Source organism: Maridesulfovibrio sp. FT414, from assembly GCF_050916235.1.
In the GTDB taxonomy this organism is placed as follows: domain Bacteria; phylum Desulfobacterota; class Desulfovibrionia; order Desulfovibrionales; family Desulfovibrionaceae; genus Maridesulfovibrio.
The window spans coordinates 683,542-700,000 of record NZ_CP104854.1 but is presented as its reverse complement, the minus strand read 5'-3'; the positions used below and the strand labels follow the sequence as shown (position 1 = coordinate 700,000).

The window sequence follows — 16,459 nt, the reverse complement described above, 5'->3', positions numbered from 1 at the left end:
CCGACCTGCACGAATGGCGTAACGATCTCCCCACTGTCTCAACCAGAGACTCAGTGAAATTGAATTACCGGTGAAAATGCCGGTTACCCGCGGTAAGACGGAAAGACCCTGTGCACCTTTACTATAGCTTGACATTGGGTTTAGGGCTATCATGTGTAGGATAGGTGGGAGGCTTTGAAGCCGGCACGCCAGTGTCGGTGGAGCCAACCTTGAAATACCACCCTTGATAGTCTTGAATTCTAATCCAACGCCGTTATCCGGCTTGGAGACAGTGTCTGGTGGGTAGTTTGACTGGGGCGGTCGCCTCCCAAAGAGTAACGGAGGCTTGCAAAGGTTCCCTCAGGCTGATTGGAAACCAGCCGTCGAGTGCAAAGGCATAAGGGAGCTTGACTGTAAGACAGACATGTCGAGCAGGAACGAAAGTTGGTCTTAGTGATCCGGTGGTCCCGCATGGAAGGGCCATCGCTCATAGGATAAAAGGTACGCCGGGGATAACAGGCTGATCGCATCCAAGAGTTCACATCGACGATGCGGTTTGGCACCTCGATGTCGGCTCATCACATCCTGGGGCTGAAGCAGGTCCCAAGGGTTCGGCTGTTCGCCGATTAAAGTGGTACGCGAGCTGGGTTTAAAACGTCGTGAGACAGTTTGGTCCCTATCTACCGTGGGCGTAGGAGAATTGAAAAGGGTCTGCCCCTAGTACGAGAGGACCGGGGTGGACGAACCTCTGGTGTTCCTGTTGTCGCGCCAGCGGCATAGCAGGGTAGCTATGTTCGGAAGGGATAACCGCTGAAAGCATCTAAGCGGGAAGCCTGCCTTGAGATTAGTTCTCCCTATGCATCAGCATCTGAAGATTCCAGGTAGACCACCTGGTTGATAGGCCGGAGGTGTAAGTGTGGTGACACATTCAGCTGACCGGTACTAATAAATCGTGCGACTTATCTTTCTTCTCTTCCCTATAACTTTAACCTCAACGGTTAAGGTTATAAGGACCCCTATCTGACATATATTTCGGTTGGATTATCCAACCAACATATTTGTCCTTGCGACCATTGAGGAGAGGTCACACCCGACCCCATTCCGAACTCGGAAGTTAAGCTCTCCATCGCCGATGATACTGCCAGGTAGCTGGTGGGAAAGTAGGTCGTCGCAAGGACTTTTTTGTTTCCAAAAAAGGCCCTTGTCCATTCAAGGGCCTTTTTGTTTGCCTGATTTGTTTGCCCGACCGAATTTTAAAAGCCCGTACAATTCATGGAGTTGTGCGGGCTTTTGTTTTTTGGGGGATTGGGCCTCTCTTGGTATTTTTTATCTTGTAAGAACAAAAAGATGATGTAATTTACCGGTGATAAACCTTGTTTTGAATGTTGGAAAATCAATTCTAGAATGAACGGTTATTATACTAAAGTTTGTGTGTGTCCTAATTTATAAATTATTTTCTCAAATCAATGTAGTGAACAATGTATTGTTTGCGATGTAGTTGGCATCCTGCCTGTGAAAGGGTGTACTGTTTGTCTGATTTATAGTATGTCTTTGCTGCACGTTAATCCATTTTTAATATAACTGATGTAACATCCTGAGATGTGTGTGATTTTTATATGAGAGCAAAGATAACTGAATGTCATACCCAGCCGCTGAAAGTCTTAATTGTTGAAGACAGTCTGACTTTTTCAGGAATTCTTAAACGGCGTATAGGCGAATCTCTGGATATTGAGTCCAATGTTTTCGGTAGTTACGCTGAAGCTGAAAAATATCTTGAAAATGCACATTGCGAATTTTTTGCGGCCTTGCTTGATTTGAACCTACCGGATGCTCCGAATGGAGAAATCGTTGACCTTGTGGTTTCACACAATATTCCGTCTATAGTTTTTACCGGAGAAGTCAGCGACGATCTACGCGACATCATGTGGGCAAAGCGTATTGTTGACTATGTCCCAAAGGAAAACCTCAGTAATATTGATCATGTCGTTAGTCTTGTCGATCGGCTAAGAAAAAATATTTCCACTAAGGTACTTATTGTGGATGATTCAAGTACAAGCAGGCATCTGTGTCGAAGCCTGCTCGAAGTGTGGAATTTCGAGGTAGTCGAGGCGAAGCATGGCCGTGAAGCTCTAACTATCATTAAAAACGATGAAAATGTAAGTCTTGTAATTGTCGATCACTATATGCCCGAAATGGATGGCCTGACCCTGGTAAAAGAACTAAGACGAAAATATTCCAAATCACGGCTGCCTATCATCGGCCTTTCCGGGGTTGGCGGCGCCACTACCTCAGCCTATTTTTTGAAAGCCGGTGCCAATGACTATATTCACAAGCCTTTTTTGACGGAAGAATTTTATTGTAGAGTTACACATAATATTGAAAATGCCGAATATATAAGCATGATTAAAAGTTTGTCGGATCGCGATTACCTGACGGGCATTTTTAATCGACGCTCTTTCTTCCAATACGGTGAAAAACTTTTTGAACAGCAGCGTCGTACTGGATCGAATCTTGCCGTTGCCATGATTGATATAGATCACTTCAAATCTTGTAATGATACATATGGACATAATGTGGGGGATGAAGTTATCCAGAAGGTTGCGCGATCCTTGTCAAAAAGATTTCGAAAGTCTGACATTGTCTGCCGTTACGGAGGGGAAGAATTTTGTATCCTCTGTACAGGCATTGATCTCTGTGCGGCAGGAAGTATTTTTGAGTCGATTCGATCTGAAATAGAACAATCCACTATATATGTTGGAAAGAAAGAAATCGAAATTACTGTCAGTATAGGGCTTTGTTGTACTCAGTCCGAGTCCCTTGCTGAAATGATCTCCATAGCTGACGATATGCTGTACAAGGCAAAAAAAGGTGGACGTAACCTGGTGTGCTCTTCCGAATATTAGTCCATTTGCTCTTGTCACCTGATCTTTTTATTATTTTCTAATTTTTGTGCTTGCATACTGCAGCGACTGCATTACATTCCATCCTATGAAAACAGAACTTAAAATTCCAATACTTACCCGTAGAATAGTTTCCAATGCGTTTAGTGACGACGATTTGAACAAGCTTGCAGCCGGACTGGATGCTCCTGAGAACAGGATGACAGAAATCGTTGGCGCGCTCATAAATGTTCATAAAAACAATGTTCATGATACTCGGGAAATTCGTGAAAAGTTTAAGGATATGACTCTAGAGCTGGCTCCGGTCAATGGTCATATAAACCTGTACTGCTCCAGAGTTCCAATGGATTGCCTTTACGATGGCAGGCATGTGATTTGGCAGTCCATTGAACATGTTTCTGCGGTCATCAGGGATATTATTTTTGCTCCTAAACTTACTTGCGAAGGGGATGGTTGCCGCTCTTCAAACATCAAAAAATTTGTTGAGCATTCAGGACTGATGTATCGTGGTGAGCGCGGTCTCGTAATGTTTACATGGGGCGGGCATCAGGTTCCTCTTGATGAATATGATTTTGCAAAAGAACTCGGTTACTGGACAGCTCTGTTTATGCCCGACATGGAAAATATAACCGGGTGTGGCGTAGGCATTATGAAAGCTCCCTTTAAAGGAGCACAGGTTGCCTATGCAAAGCAAAATACTTTTGAAAGATTCGGCAGGCGCGATTTTATCGGGTTTTCCGAAAAACAGATTCTTGCCGCAGAAGCTCCCAATGAGCTTGTTACACAGCTGCTGACCTTCCCGACCATTGAAGAACGCATGGAGGCCTTCATTCGTGCGTCACACAGGGGGAAAGTTCACCCTGGTGGCGCTGGCACAATTGAAGAAATTCTGACCATGCTGGCCCTTCTTTCCATGCCGGAAAACAAGGACATCCATTATGAATTCGATCTGGTTGAGAAAGGCGGAGGCGTCTACTTCAAGGAGTTGGTTGAATATCTCAATATCTGTTTTGGTGACGCTCTGGATAATCTTTTCAATGTCCATGTCGGGACAGCCCGGGCGTATGCGAACTTCCTTGCGCATGAAACCCGCAATTTGAATACCCGTTATCTCTGGAATGATGATCTTGTATTTGATCCGCGTATTCAGAAGCCTTTTGAAGTCACTTTCGAGTCCATGGAAGAGCTTGATCTTTCGCGGGATCAGGAACCGTTTTCCCTGCTGATCAATCTGCGCAGGTTCTTTTCTGCTGTTGTCCATCTTTCGGTTAAGGATCCGGATATGCTTGATTCTTGGGGGGCAGACCGCCCATTGATCAAGGGAGATGCATCCATTGTGCGGGCTACAGATGAATTCGTTCGTAAGCTGGCTCATCAGGGCAGGATTCATCCGAGTAAGAATAATACTCCGTCGTACAGAATAGTGTAGGCCAACCTTTTCTGATCTACATTTTAAAGGCAGTACTTACGGTACTGCCTTTTTTATTTGCGAAATTTTAGAAGCCATTCAACTGCAATGAATCTGTGACTATTATTTGATTCCGGCTTTAATCAGTCTCAATGTTTCAAATGAATAGTTCCCGTACAAGGCGCTGAAAACAGGCGCCAGCTGAAGCAAGCCCTCTTCTTCAAAGAAGCGGATGGTGTCCTGCAGGCATTCCAGTTCTGAATTGCTGAAATCAAGCACGTCAGTAACATCCAGCTTTCCGGCTTTAACGCAGGCTGTCAGATGGCTGTATATGGTCGCTTCCTTGATGCCCCGCTCTTTTGCAACTTTACCTACATCCTGAAGGTCTTCAAATATTTCGAGGGTTTCAATGGCTGATGCTGAAACGGTTGTTTCGGTGACAACTGGCTGGGCTGTCGGGGGTGATTTGATTTTATCCTGTGGGATGGGAAACAGATCGTCCGGTCTGCCGTATTTTTCTGCATGTTTCTCGAGGAGATCAACTATTGCAGCCCCGTAGCGGAAAATTTTCTGATCACCCAGTCCGCTGACGGCATACAGTTCTCCTGTTGTTTTGGGCCGGTAGCAGGCTAGCTCAAGCAGTGTCTTGTCGGCAAAGATGGCATAGGCCGGGACATGCTGTTCCTGAGCCAGATTCATTCGCAGGTTGCGCAGTCCTTCAAGTAGTTCCTGCGCCTCGGAAGTAGTCAAAGACGGACTGTTTGCATCGCCAATTACAAGCTTTGCCCGTATTTTGTCTGTACGGCTGCCTTTGGTTTTTGCCAGCACCGGGTCCTTTCTGAAGGCTACAGCGCGCTCCTTGCGCAGTACCTGCCAGCTTTTGGCATTAAGTTTCAGGGAGCCGTAGCCCTCCATGTCCACATCCAGTAACCCTTGCGAAACAAGTTGGCGATGGATGGAAAGCCACTCATCTTCTGTAAAATCCTTGCCTATGCCGTATGTGCTCAGTGCATCGTGTCCGAAACTTGAGATGCGCTTGCTCGCTTTGCCGAGAAGTATGTCGATAAGGTAGTTGGCACCGAACATCTGGTCCGTGCGAAAAATATTGGACAGGGCTTTCTGGGCGGCAATGGTTCCGTCAAAGGTAGAGGGCGGATTGCTGCAGGTGAAGCAGTTGCCGCAGGGGTCATCGAGTTCCTCTCCGAAGTAGGAGAGCAGAGATTGCCGCAGGCATCCCGGAGATTCACAGTAGGCAAGCAGGGCGTTCAGTTTGCGAAGTTCAAGGGCCTTGCGTTCATCCGGGGCATTGCCGGACAGGATCATGCGTTTGAGCATGCCGATATCCTGAATACCGACGGACATCCAGGCCTCGGCGGGCAGTCCGTCCCTGCCTGCGCGTCCTGTTTCCTGATAGTAGGCCTCGATTGTCTTGGGAAGGTCAAGATGGGCCACATAACGCACGTCAGGCTTGTCGATACCCATGCCGAAGGCGATTGTCGCGACCATGACCAGACCGTCCTCCGCCATGAATCTTGCCTGGTTGTTTTCCCGGGTCTGATTGTCCAGGCCGGCGTGGTAGGGCAGGGCGTTGATTCCGTTTTTGCAGAGCCATTCGGCTGTTGATTCAACTTTTTTGCGGCTCATGCGGTAGACAATTCCGCACTGGGCAAAATGCTCGTTCTTTATGAAGTTCAGGAGCTGCCGCTTTTCGTTTTCTTTGGGTACAACAGTATAACGGATGTTGGGACGGTCAAAACCGGTGGCGAAAATATCGTCTGTGCAGAATCCCAGGCGATGCAGAATCTCGTTTCTGGTCGGGCCGTCAGCGGTGGCGGTAAGGGCCAGCCGGGGAATGTCCGGAAAACGCTCGGCAAACTCTGACAGGCGCATGTAGTCGGGGCGGAAATCATGTCCCCATTGGGCCACGCAGTGGGCTTCGTCAATGGCAACAAGGGAAATCCTGATTCCCGAGAGTATGTCCATGAATCCGGGCTGAGCGAGCCTTTCCGGGGCTACGTAGAGCAGGTCCATATCCCCGGCATGCAGCTCATGGATGATGAGGCTCGCCTCGGAAGGCTGTACCGAAGAGTTCAGGCAGGCGGCCCGGACACCCATCTGCCGCAAAGCTGCCACCTGATCGCGCATGAGGGCTATAAGCGGCGATATGACTATCCCGACCCCGGAGCGCAGTATGGCCGGAATCTGGTAACAGGCAGACTTGCCGCCGCCTGTAGGCATGAAGACCACGGCATTGCCGCCACCCATGACACGGCTGATCACCTGCTCCTGAATGCCCCGGAAGGAATCATATCCGTAGGTCTGTTTCAGGACATCAAGCGGAGTGCGCGTGTTCGCGTTCATGGCCGGATAATCAGCGGCAATACCGTTAAAGCTCATGGCAGGCTACATGGCCCAGCCTTCACCGTCAGGGCCGCAGGTCAGTACCTGGGCTCCGGATGCGGTAACGGCGATGGTGTGTTCGAAGTGTGCGGAGGGCTTGCGGTCTCTGGTAACGATGGTCCAGTGGTCCTTGAGTGTTTCCGTTGATTTGCCTCCGGCATTGATCATGGGTTCCACTGCAATGACAAGGCCCTGCTTCAGTTTGAAATCCTTGAGAACTTTGCTGTGGTAGTTGGGCACCTGCGGATCTTCCCAGAGGCCTTCGCCGATGCCGTGCCCAACAAGCGTATCCACAACGGAGAATCCTTCATGGCGGGCGTATGTGGCCATTTTTTTAGCGATCTTACTCCATTTAACTCCGGGCTGAATATCCCGGATGGCGATGCGCAGGCACTCTTCCGTTACGTCCAGAAGCTTCTGTTTCTCGTCATCAATTGTGCCGATGGCATGAGTGCAGGCGCAGTCGGAGCACCAGCCGTTGAGTTTCACTCCGATGTCAATGCTCAAAATATCTCCATCTTCCAGTTTCCGTGCGGAGGGTATTCCGTGGACAACAGCTTCATTGACTGACATGCAGCACCCGGCGGGGAAGGGAACCTTTCCGGGAACCCCTTTGAAGAGGGGAGCCGCATTGTTGGAAATGATGAATTTTTCAACTTCGGCGTTGATTGCTTCTGTGGTTACGCCCGGTTCAGCCATTTCCCTGGCTATCATGTGGGCTTTGTAGAGCAGAAGGCCGGCCTCGCGCATGAGGTCGATCTGCTTGCTGTTTTTCAGGATCATTTATCGGGACTCCGTATAGTTGTTTCGTGAAGGACTAGGGATACTATTTAGGGTGGGGATGTCAACCCGATAACAGCCCGACTGGAATATGTCTGGATTGCTGTTTCACTCAGAAAAAAAGCTTGAACAGGATGAAGAGAATTATCGGCCCCAGCAGCAGACCCTTCAGGAATGAACACATGCTGATCCACAATGTATGGAGCAGGGGGGCAAGGGAGCTGATCCCTCCAGTCTCCCCGGTTAGGCAACAGCCGTTTGCGTGACCGCATTCCGGACACTTTGAGGGGGGCATTGGAATTTCGGACCCGCATTGTCTACATTGGTATTTATCCATGATTAAGATTTATTCCCTGCGTGAATGTTAAGCGAGGGTAAATAGTAGTGTGAATTCCCTGCGCACGAATGCGTGCGCTCACTAAAGGACCTTGAATCCGGGCAATTCAAAATTTCTGGACTAAAATATCCATTTGCGTATTCTATAAGTTAAATAAGGTCTGTTTCAGTGGCTGGTTAACCTGTTGAGCCTGCGGTGGTGCCTGATGGAACATAAATATGGTGGTGAAGTTGTTTCTGTGCGCGGAAGTGTGGTGGATGTCCGTTTTCAAGAAGAGGTACCACCCTTGCTTGCAGTCATGTATTCGCAGAACGAGCGCAGGGTCACCATGGAGGTTGCCGATCATCTGGACATGAATTCTGTGCGCGCTATTGCCATGACTCCCACAGGCGGGCTGGCCCGCGGCGACAAGGTTGTCTCCGATGGCGAAACCCTGAAGACACCGGTGGGTGAAGAGCTGCTCGGCCGTGTTCTCAATGTGTTCGGGGAACCTGTGGATGGCCGTGAGCTGCCTTCGGAGCTGGAATACCGCTCCATTCACAACCAGCCTATTGAACTCTCGCAGCGCGTTGTTTCCGAAGAAATTTTCATGACCGGCATCAAGGTCATCGACCTGCTCATGCCGCTGGAAAAAGGCGGCAAGGCCGGACTTTTCGGCGGAGCCGGGGTCGGCAAGACCGTTCTGATCACCGAGCTCATCAACAACATGGTCGGCGCACACAGCGGCATAAGCATCTTCTGCGGTATCGGCGAACGTTGCCGTGAAGGCGAAGAGCTTTACCGTGAGATGGGGGATGCCGGGGTTCTGGAAAACACGGTCATGGTTTTCGGCCAGATGAACGAGCCTCCGGGGGCAAGGTTCCGTACCGGGCACACAGCACTTACCATGGCCGAATATTTTCGCGATGACAGAGGCAAGGATGTCCTGCTGCTGATCGACAATATCTTCCGTTTCATTCAGGCTGGGATGGAACTCTCGGGATTGCTGGGGCGGCTGCCCTCGCGCATGGGCTATCAGCCGACGCTGGGATCAGATCTTGCCGAGCTTGAAGAGCGCATTTCCACTAGCCGTTCCGGGGCCATCACCTCCATTCAGGCTGTCTATGTTCCTGCCGACGACCTCACTGACCCTGCGGCAACCCATACTTTTTCACATCTTTCATCATCAATAGTCCTTTCCCGCAAACGCGCTGGGGAAGGTTTCTACCCCGCCGTAGATCCGCTGGAATCCCGGTCCATGATGCTTTCCCCTGCCATTGTGGGGCAGAGGCATTACGATGTGGCCCGCGAGGTAAGGCGCACGCTGGCCCAGTACGAGGATCTCAAGGATATTATTGCCATGCTGGGGCTGGAGGAACTTTCCCGCGAGGACCGCAGTATCGTGTCCCGAGCACGCAAGCTTGAAAGGTTTATGACCCAGCCGTTCAACACGACCCGCCACTTCACGGGCATGGACGGGCGCATTGTTTCCCTTGAGGAGACTGTTACCGGATGTGAACGTATCCTGAATGATGAGTTTCCGGATGCTTCCGAACGTGACTTCTACATGATCGGTTCTATTGAAGAGGTAGGGAAATGAGGTTGAAAATCCTGCTGCCCACGGGGCTGTTTCTGGACCGGATTGTGGACAAGGTTCTTGCCGAGAGCAGTGTAGGCGGTTTCTGCCTGCTGCCGAAACACATAGATATGGCCTCGACCCTTGCTCCCGGAATATTGACCTATTTTGAAGAAGGCGAACCAAACTATCTTGCAGTTAACGGCGGGGTTCTGGTCAAGCAGGGAGACGCTGTACGCATCTCTTCCCGGGGAGCGGTTGCCGGTGAGCTGGGGGAGCTGCAGAATGAGGTCGAGCGTATGCAGGATGAGGCCGTGGAGGCAGACAAGTCGGCCAGAAGCGCGGTTGCAAGACTTGAAGCAGGATTCGTGCGCAGCCTGATAGAGGTGGAAACGAGGTGACAGCAGAACGACGTCAACGCGAATCCGGTTCGGAAGAGTTCCGCAGGACTGTCGGCTCCAAGGAACGGCGCAGGCTGAGGGCTGAACAGAAAGGAGATGTCGGTACATGGTCCGCGTTCGGTCACATGGGATCTGTCGGCTGGTTTGTCGCCCTGCCCACAGTGCTCGGCAGCCTGTTCGGGGTCTGGCTGGATCGCCGCTGGCCGTCACCGTTGAACTGGACCCTGACCATGCTCGGGGTCGGCCTGTTTACCGGGTGTGTTTTTGCGGCAATCTGGATGAACCGTGAAAAGAATCGCATCATCAGGGAACGTGAAGAATGGGAAAGCGAGGACCCGAAACCCAAGGGAGATCGAGATGATACCGGCAGATAGCGTCCTGAAGGCGTTTTCCTCTTTCGGATTTGGGATGCTGTTTTCGGGATTGCACTTCGGCGGACTCTGGATGACGCTCCGGGTGCTGCCTTATTGCAGACGCCCCCGGCTGTTTTTCTGGGCCAGCTATCTGGGCCGTATAGCTGTTACCCTTTGGGGATTCGCACTGGTTATGGAGTATGGCGGACCGGCCTGGATGGTTTCGTTTGTCGGCTTCTACCTGATGCGGGCTTACCTGCTTTCTCGGGTGAGCGGGGCGGGAATGTGTGATTTTCTGACCATGAAGAGGATGACATGGAAATAAGTCCTGACCATATCATCTATTTCAGCTCCGGATTCATCATGCTGAATGCCACCATCCTGTTTACATGGGCGGTAATGTTGCTGCTTGTGATGTTCTCATGGCTGGTGACAAGGCGCGTAACATCGGCTTCTATCGTTCCCGACAGCCAGAACATTCTGGAAGTTCTGGTCGGCGGATTGCTTTCGCAGATACGGGATGCCACCAATCAGCGGCCGGAAAAATTCCTGCCCCTTCTGGGGACATTGTTTATATTTATCCTGCTGTCCAATCTCCTTTCTGCCATACCGGGATTCCAGCCTCCTACGGGATCCCTTTCAACAACTACTGCCTTCAGCCTTATCGTGTTTTTCTCTGTGCCGTACTACGGCATCAAGGAAAATGGATTGCGCAATTATTTGAAGGGGTACATCAGACCTTCCCCATTTATGCTGCCGTTCAACATAATCGGCGAAATCAGCCGCACATTTGCGCTGGCGGTCCGCCTGTTCGGCAACATTTTAAGCGGAACCATGATGGGAGCTATTCTTCTTGTGATAATGCCCCTTTTCGTACCTGTGATCATGCAGTTGCTCGGGCTGCTTATAGGTGTGGTTCAGGCATATATTTTTACTGTGCTGGCTGCGGTCTTTATTGCGGCCGGACTGGAAGTTCATTCATAAGGTTCTACTAACGGGCTTTACTCGGTTGAGCCACCTGATTCAGTTTGAACAGTGCGTATAACTTCAAGGAGGAATAAGATGGAAACTCTTGGTTGGATTGCTTTCGGGTCGATAATTTCGGCCGGGATATGTATGGGCATCGGGGCCATCGGTCCGGCTATTGGTGAGGGTATGGCTCTCGCGCGGGCATTGAGTTCAATTGCCCAGCAGCCGGATGAGACCAATACGATCGTCAAGTTTCTGTTTGTGGGAATGGCGATGGTCGAATCAACAGCCATCTACTGCTTCGTGCTGGCCATGATATTGCTTTTCGCCAATCCTTTCTGGGCCTATTTCCTTGAAAAGGCCGGAGGCTGATAATGCTGTTGGACTGGTTCACGATCTTTGCTCAGATCCTGAACTTCTTCGTCCTTATGGTGTTGCTGAAGCTGTTTCTTTACGGCCCGATAGTCAATGCCATGCAGGCACGGAAGGAGCAGGTTGCTGCGGAGATGGCCGGGGTCCGTGCGGCCCGTGCCGAAGCCGAGGCCTTATCGGTAAGGCTTGATTCCGAGCGCGAAGAGCTGGATGAACGGGCTGCGGAAGTCATGGCCCGCATTCATGCCGAGTCTGAGGAGTGGCGCAGGCAGGCTGAGGAATCAGCCCGTGCCGAAATCGAAACCATGCGTGACGAGTGGCTTGCTGCGCTTGGGCGTGAAAAGGAAGCCGTAGCCCTGAATCTGCGCAAGCGGCTTGTCCATGAGGTTGCGAAGACAGCTGCCCGCATGGTCAGGGATCTTGCAGACAGCGAATTGGAGGAGTTTGTGCTTGGCGGATTCATCCGCAAAATAGCGACCGAGGCCAGCGGGATGGATTGCGGAAGCTGTGAAATTCTGGTCCGCACGGGATTCGAGCAGACCCCGGCACATAGGCATAAGCTGGAAACAATCCTTGCAGATCTTTTTCCGTCGGGGAATGAACTGGTTTTCCTTCATGTTCCCAAGCTCGGCCTTGGAATGGAACTGATCGCCGGGGACCGTAAATGGGAGTGGAATCTGGCCTCCTACACGGAGGAACTTGAACGGAAGATTCTGGATGAGATCCGTGTTGAGTAAACTGGGTGTAATTGGTGAAGTGTTTCGTTTGAACAGCATGTTCTCATTAAGAGAACTCCTGTATTTATGCGTCAAAATGTGATTGTCAGACGGTGTCCATGCAAGGAAAAGATGAAAAGTATCAGGGATTCCAAAGGGGCTTAGCTCCTTTGGCCGCCGGAGGCGAAATCAAATCGTCTAAAGCGCAAAGCGCATCATAATCAGCCCTTCAGGGCCGCCGGAGGCAGACCGGTATGGGATTCATATCAGAGAATATAGATAAGGCGCTCGGCGCAGTGGAAAAAGGTCGTGAAAACATGGACTACAGCCCGCAATCCCGCGAGGTGGGCAGGGTTCTTTCCGTGGCGCGCGGCGTGGCGCGCATAGAGGGTCTGGGCTCGGTGCGTTCAGAGGAGTTGATTACCCTCGGGGTCGGAGTACCGGGTATGGCACTGGACTTGTTGGAGGACTCCATCGGGGTGGCGCTTCTCGGCTCCAATACCGGGCTTAGGGCTGGTGACGAGGCTGTTCCGTCGGGACAGGTTCTCAGTGTCCCTGTCGGGGAATCCCTGCTGGGTCGCATCGTTGATCCTCTCGGCAACCCTTTGGACGGTGGGCCGCATCCTGAGACATTTGAAACCCGTGTTGTGGAGTCCGAGGCCCCGCCGATTCTTATGCGTGCCCCGGTTGATACTCCCATGGCAAGCGGGATCAAGGTGATCGATACCCTGATTCCCATCGGCCGCGGACAGCGTGAACTCATCCTAGGGGACCGGCAGACCGGTAAGACCGCCATTGCGCTTGATATCATCCTGAACCAGAAGAAGGGGGATGTGGTCTGCGTGTATTGTGCCATCGGTCAGCGCAGTGCTTCGGTTGCGCGGGTAATCGACACCCTGCGTTCTCACGGGGCCATGAGTTATACGTTCGTGGTGGTTGTAGAAGGCGATGCTCCTTCGGGGATGCAGTACATTGCTCCTTATGCTGCCACCAGCATGGCGGAATATTTTATGGAACAGGGCAAGGATGTCCTGATTGTTTACGATGACCTGACCCGCCATGCTCAGGCATATCGGCAGCTCAGTCTGCTCATGCGCCGTCCTCCCGGACGCGAGGCTTTTCCCGGCGATATTTTTTACATCCATTCAAGGTTGCTGGAACGTTCCACAAGGCTCAAGCCGGAGCACGGCGGCGGAACACTGACCGCCCTGCCCATAGTGGAGACCGAGGCCCAGAACATTTCGGCCTATATTCCTACCAACCTTATTTCCATCACAGACGGGCAGATTTACCTGTCGCCGGTTCTGTTTCAGAAAGGCATGCTCCCAGCTATAGATGTGGGTAAGTCCGTATCCAGAGTGGGCGGAAGGGCACAGGCCCCGGCTTACCGAAAGGTTTCCGGAGACCTGCGGCTGACCTACTCTCAGTTTCAGGAGCTGGAGGCTTTTGCCAGATTCGGAACCCGGCTTGATCAGGATACCCGCAAGCGCATTGAACACGGTCTGCGGGTGCGGGAACTGCTCAAGCAGGACCGTTTTTCTCCGCTGAACGCAGCTGAGCAGGTGGTCATACTCTGGACCGTGTCACTTGGACTGCTGGATGACATCCCGCTTGAACGGATCAGTGAGGTTCAGGAATATTTGATCACAAAGCTTGAGGAGGGCTTTGAATCCATGGAAAGACTGCCTCAAGCCGGACCGAAGGACGGAGTCTGGGCGGAGTTGGAAAAGGCCATAGTTCACCACATGTCCTTGTGGAGGGAGGCAAATGCAGCAGCTTGAGGCCGTACGCCGAAAGATAGCAACAACCGGCGATCTGCTGTCGGTGGTCAAGACCATGAAGGCCCTTGCCGCGGTCAATATCCGGCATTTTGAGAATGCTGCAAAGGGAGTCGGAGAGTACGCCGAGGTGGTCGAGCAGGGCTGGACGGTCTTTTTCCGCAATGCCGGTATTCTGCCGCGCGGTCCGCGTACAGGGACGGCTGTGGTGCTTGCCATTGGCTCGGATCAGGGCATGTGCGGGCAGTTCAATGAGGCCGCCAGAAACCGGACTCTGCGTGCCATTGAGGAACTTTCCGCGGGTGGCCGCATTGTTTCCTGCTGGACCTGCGGGGAGCGCATACAGGGGGCACTCGAGGATGCTGGCGTGACGGTTGAGCAGAATTTTCGTGTGCCCGGAAGCCTGCGAGGCGTTGATACGGTTGTTGATGAAATAGAGCGCAAGCTTGAGGCTTGGAGGGCCGGGCACGGGATGACCGGTTTCAGCATTGTCGGCAACCTGCATGTGACCGATGGCGATAAGGTCTCAGTGAACCATGTGTTTCCCCTAGAAAAACGGAGCAGTAATTCCGCATGGGAAGGGCGTTCCCTGCCCATGATCAATGTTCCGCCGGAAAGTCTCTTTTCAAGCCTTTTTCGAGAACACCTTTATATTTCAGTGTACGGGGCCATAGTCCAGTCTTTGGCCGCGGAAAACAGTGCAAGGCTTGCCGCCATGCAGGTGGCCGAGAAGAATATCATCGAGCATGTCGAGTTGCTTGAGTCCGAGTACCGCAACACCCGTCAGGGGACCATCACCGGGGAACTGCTGGACATAGTCGCCGGGGTGGAGGCTGTTGTGGGGGGGTGACGCAGCCGTTAAGGATTGGCGTTTTCTAAGTCGATTTCAGAGTTTGTTGATAATTGGTGCCATGGTAGTACGATTTATGTGTCTTTTTCAACGAAAAAGCCCGCCTGCTGACGCAGACGGGCTTTTTGCTGTGGGTGGTATGTGATTCTTTTTTAGGAGTGATATTTATACTTCCTGAGCGGCCTTGGGCTGCACGAACTTCACGAGGAAGATTGCAATTGCGGCAATTGCGGCGGCTATGCCGATCAGGATTGAGATGTTCATATCGAGTCCGAAACCGATTTCAGCCTGGCTGATGAAGGTTGCAACAACCGCGGTCATGAAGGTTGCGGGGATGGATGCAATCCAGTGGAACTTGCCTTTCTGAGCGAGGTATACTGCGGAGGTCCAGAGAACCAGCATGGACAGGCACTGGTTGGAGAATCCGAAGTATCTCCAGATTGCGGAGAAGTTCTGGGTGGAGATCACGTAACCAAGGGCGAACAAGGGAACTGCGATCATGAGGCGCTTGATTGCGGGGCCCTGATCCATCTTGAATGTTTCCGCAACGATGAGGCGAGTGGAGCGGAATGCGGTGTCGCCACTGGTGATGGGCAGGATTACGACTGCGATGATTGCGAATATGCCGCCGATGGGGCCGAGCAGGGTGTTTGCCACTTCAGAAACTACTGCGGAAGGAGAACCGGCAGCGATTACTGCGTTAAGGGCTTCAGGGGAATCGTAGAAGGAAAGGCCGATGGTACACCAGATCAGGCCGATGATGCCTTCGATGATCATTGCGCCGTAGAATACGGGGCGTCCTTCTCTTTCGTTTTTCACGCAGCGGGCCATAAGCGGGGACTGGGTGGCGTGGAAGCCGCTGATTGCGCCGCAGGACAGGGTGATGAAGAGCAGGGGCCAGATGGGTTTGCCTGTGGGGCTGGTGTTAACAGTGAAGTCGAGGTTGGGAAGAATCGGGTGCCCGCTGAACATCAGGGCGGCGGCAAGGGCGATGGTCATGACCAGCAGCAGTGCGCCGAACAGGGGGTAGAGCTTGCCGATGAGTTTATCGATGGGAAGAATTGTTGCCAGGAAGTAGTATCCGAAGATGCAGGCCACGAGGATGCCGGTGTTGATTCCGGTCAGGCCGGTGAGCAGTTTGGCGGGGGAAAGTACGAATACTACACCGACCAGCATGAGCAGTACGAAAGCGAACACGCGCATAACCTGACGGGCGGACATGCCGAGATATTCACCGACCAGTTCGGGTACGGATGCCCCGTTGTTGCGCAGGGAGAGCATTCCGCTGAAATAGTCGTGAACCGCACCGGCGAAGATACAGCCGATAACGATCCAGATAAGTGCCACAGGTCCGTAAAGCGCACCGAGGATGGGGCCGAAGATGGGGCCGATTCCGGCGATGTCCAGCACCTGGATGAACATGAGCTTCCACATGGGCATGGGCATGTAGTCCACGTCATCGCGCATGGCGTATGCGGGGGTGGTGCGGTTTGCGTCCGGGGCAAAAACGTTGTCCACGAATTTACCGTAAATCAGATAACCGACGATAAGTGCTGCCACACAGGCAAAGAAAAATAGCATTGTAAGGTCCTCCGTTCCTAGAGCTGATAAAAAGTATGAGCCCTTGTTGCACGGAATGAGGACCGGATTCTACGGTTTGT

General features: G+C 52.0%; 14 protein-coding genes and 2 rRNA genes (1 of these 16 cut by a window edge). 13 read left to right on the top strand and 3 right to left on the bottom strand.

Annotated features, from left to right (window positions below; translation table 11 throughout):
• The 4 genes from N7E73_RS03165 to N7E73_RS03150 form a co-directional block, all read left to right on the top strand.
• Positions 1 to 946 (top strand): 23S ribosomal RNA (locus tag N7E73_RS03165); it begins 1,987 nt to the left of the window's first position.
• Positions 947 to 1,041: 95 nt separating this feature from the next.
• A 5S ribosomal RNA gene (gene rrf, locus N7E73_RS03160) occupies positions 1,042 to 1,156 on the top strand.
• A 439-nt stretch (positions 1,157 to 1,595) separates the two neighbouring features.
• Positions 1,596 to 2,882: a diguanylate cyclase gene (locus tag N7E73_RS03155; protein ID WP_432737510.1), complete on the top strand. Its 1,287-nt coding sequence runs from the start codon at positions 1,596 to 1,598 to the stop codon at positions 2,880 to 2,882.
• Between the two features lie 85 nt (positions 2,883 to 2,967).
• Positions 2,968 to 4,308, top strand: a complete 1,341-nt coding sequence (locus N7E73_RS03150; protein ID WP_432737509.1) for a PpnN family nucleotide 5'-monophosphate nucleosidase — start codon at positions 2,968 to 2,970, stop codon at positions 4,306 to 4,308.
• A gap of 102 nt (positions 4,309 to 4,410) precedes the next feature.
• Here the strand turns inward: N7E73_RS03150 and recQ are convergent, their stop codons facing one another.
• Positions 4,411 to 6,684: a DNA helicase RecQ gene (gene recQ, locus N7E73_RS03145; RefSeq protein WP_432737507.1), complete on the bottom strand. Its 2,274-nt coding sequence runs from the start codon at positions 6,682 to 6,684 to the stop codon at positions 4,411 to 4,413.
• 6 nt (positions 6,685 to 6,690) lie between these two features.
• The gene (gene map, locus N7E73_RS03140) at positions 6,691 to 7,470 is read right to left on the bottom strand and encodes a type I methionyl aminopeptidase (protein ID WP_432737505.1); all 780 of its coding nucleotides are present in this window, start codon (positions 7,468 to 7,470) and stop codon (positions 6,691 to 6,693) included.
• A 539-nt stretch (positions 7,471 to 8,009) separates the two neighbouring features.
• On the opposite strand from map, the gene atpD reads away from it, so the two are divergent.
• The 9 genes from atpD (at position 8,010) to N7E73_RS03095 (ending at position 14,798) form a co-directional block, all read left to right on the top strand.
• A complete protein-coding gene (gene atpD / locus N7E73_RS03135; RefSeq protein ID WP_432737504.1) occupies positions 8,010 to 9,383 on the top strand; it encodes a F0F1 ATP synthase subunit beta in 1,374 nt (457 codons plus the stop codon).
• Positions 9,380 to 9,760 (top strand): F0F1 ATP synthase subunit epsilon, encoded by a 381-nt coding sequence (locus N7E73_RS03130; protein ID WP_432737502.1) that lies wholly within the window; start codon positions 9,380 to 9,382, stop codon positions 9,758 to 9,760. The genes atpD and N7E73_RS03130 overlap by 4 nt, the downstream gene beginning before the upstream one ends.
• The gene (locus N7E73_RS03125) at positions 9,757 to 10,134 is read left to right on the top strand and encodes an AtpZ/AtpI family protein (RefSeq protein WP_432737501.1); all 378 of its coding nucleotides are present in this window, start codon (positions 9,757 to 9,759) and stop codon (positions 10,132 to 10,134) included. The genes N7E73_RS03130 and N7E73_RS03125 overlap by 4 nt, the downstream gene beginning before the upstream one ends.
• Complete coding sequence (locus N7E73_RS03120) at positions 10,118 to 10,438, top strand: ATP synthase subunit I (protein WP_432737500.1); 321 nt, start codon at positions 10,118 to 10,120, stop codon at positions 10,436 to 10,438. Before N7E73_RS03125 ends, N7E73_RS03120 begins: the two co-directional genes overlap by 17 nt.
• Entirely contained in the window at positions 10,429 to 11,097 is a 669-nt protein-coding gene (locus tag N7E73_RS03115; protein ID WP_432737498.1) for a F0F1 ATP synthase subunit A, read from the top strand. Before N7E73_RS03120 ends, N7E73_RS03115 begins: the two co-directional genes overlap by 10 nt.
• A 78-nt stretch (positions 11,098 to 11,175) precedes the next feature.
• Positions 11,176 to 11,454, top strand: a complete 279-nt coding sequence (locus N7E73_RS03110) for a F0F1 ATP synthase subunit C (RefSeq protein ID WP_432737497.1) — start codon at positions 11,176 to 11,178, stop codon at positions 11,452 to 11,454.
• A 2-nt stretch (positions 11,455 to 11,456) separates the two neighbouring features.
• A complete protein-coding gene (locus N7E73_RS03105) occupies positions 11,457 to 12,191 on the top strand; it encodes an ATPase (RefSeq protein ID WP_432737496.1) in 735 nt (244 codons plus the stop codon).
• A 233-nt stretch (positions 12,192 to 12,424) separates the two neighbouring features.
• Positions 12,425 to 13,951, top strand: coding sequence for a F0F1 ATP synthase subunit alpha (locus tag N7E73_RS03100; protein WP_432737495.1), 1,527 nt, complete (start codon positions 12,425 to 12,427; stop codon positions 13,949 to 13,951).
• Complete coding sequence (locus N7E73_RS03095) at positions 13,938 to 14,798, top strand: F0F1 ATP synthase subunit gamma (protein WP_432737494.1); 861 nt, start codon at positions 13,938 to 13,940, stop codon at positions 14,796 to 14,798. The genes N7E73_RS03100 and N7E73_RS03095 overlap by 14 nt, the downstream gene beginning before the upstream one ends.
• Positions 14,799 to 14,963: 165 nt before the next feature.
• Here N7E73_RS03095 and N7E73_RS03090 read toward each other — a convergent pair whose 3' ends face one another.
• Positions 14,964 to 16,379, bottom strand: a complete 1,416-nt coding sequence (locus N7E73_RS03090; RefSeq protein WP_432737493.1) for a carbon starvation CstA family protein — start codon at positions 16,377 to 16,379, stop codon at positions 14,964 to 14,966.
• Positions 16,380 to 16,459 lie beyond the last annotated feature (80 nt).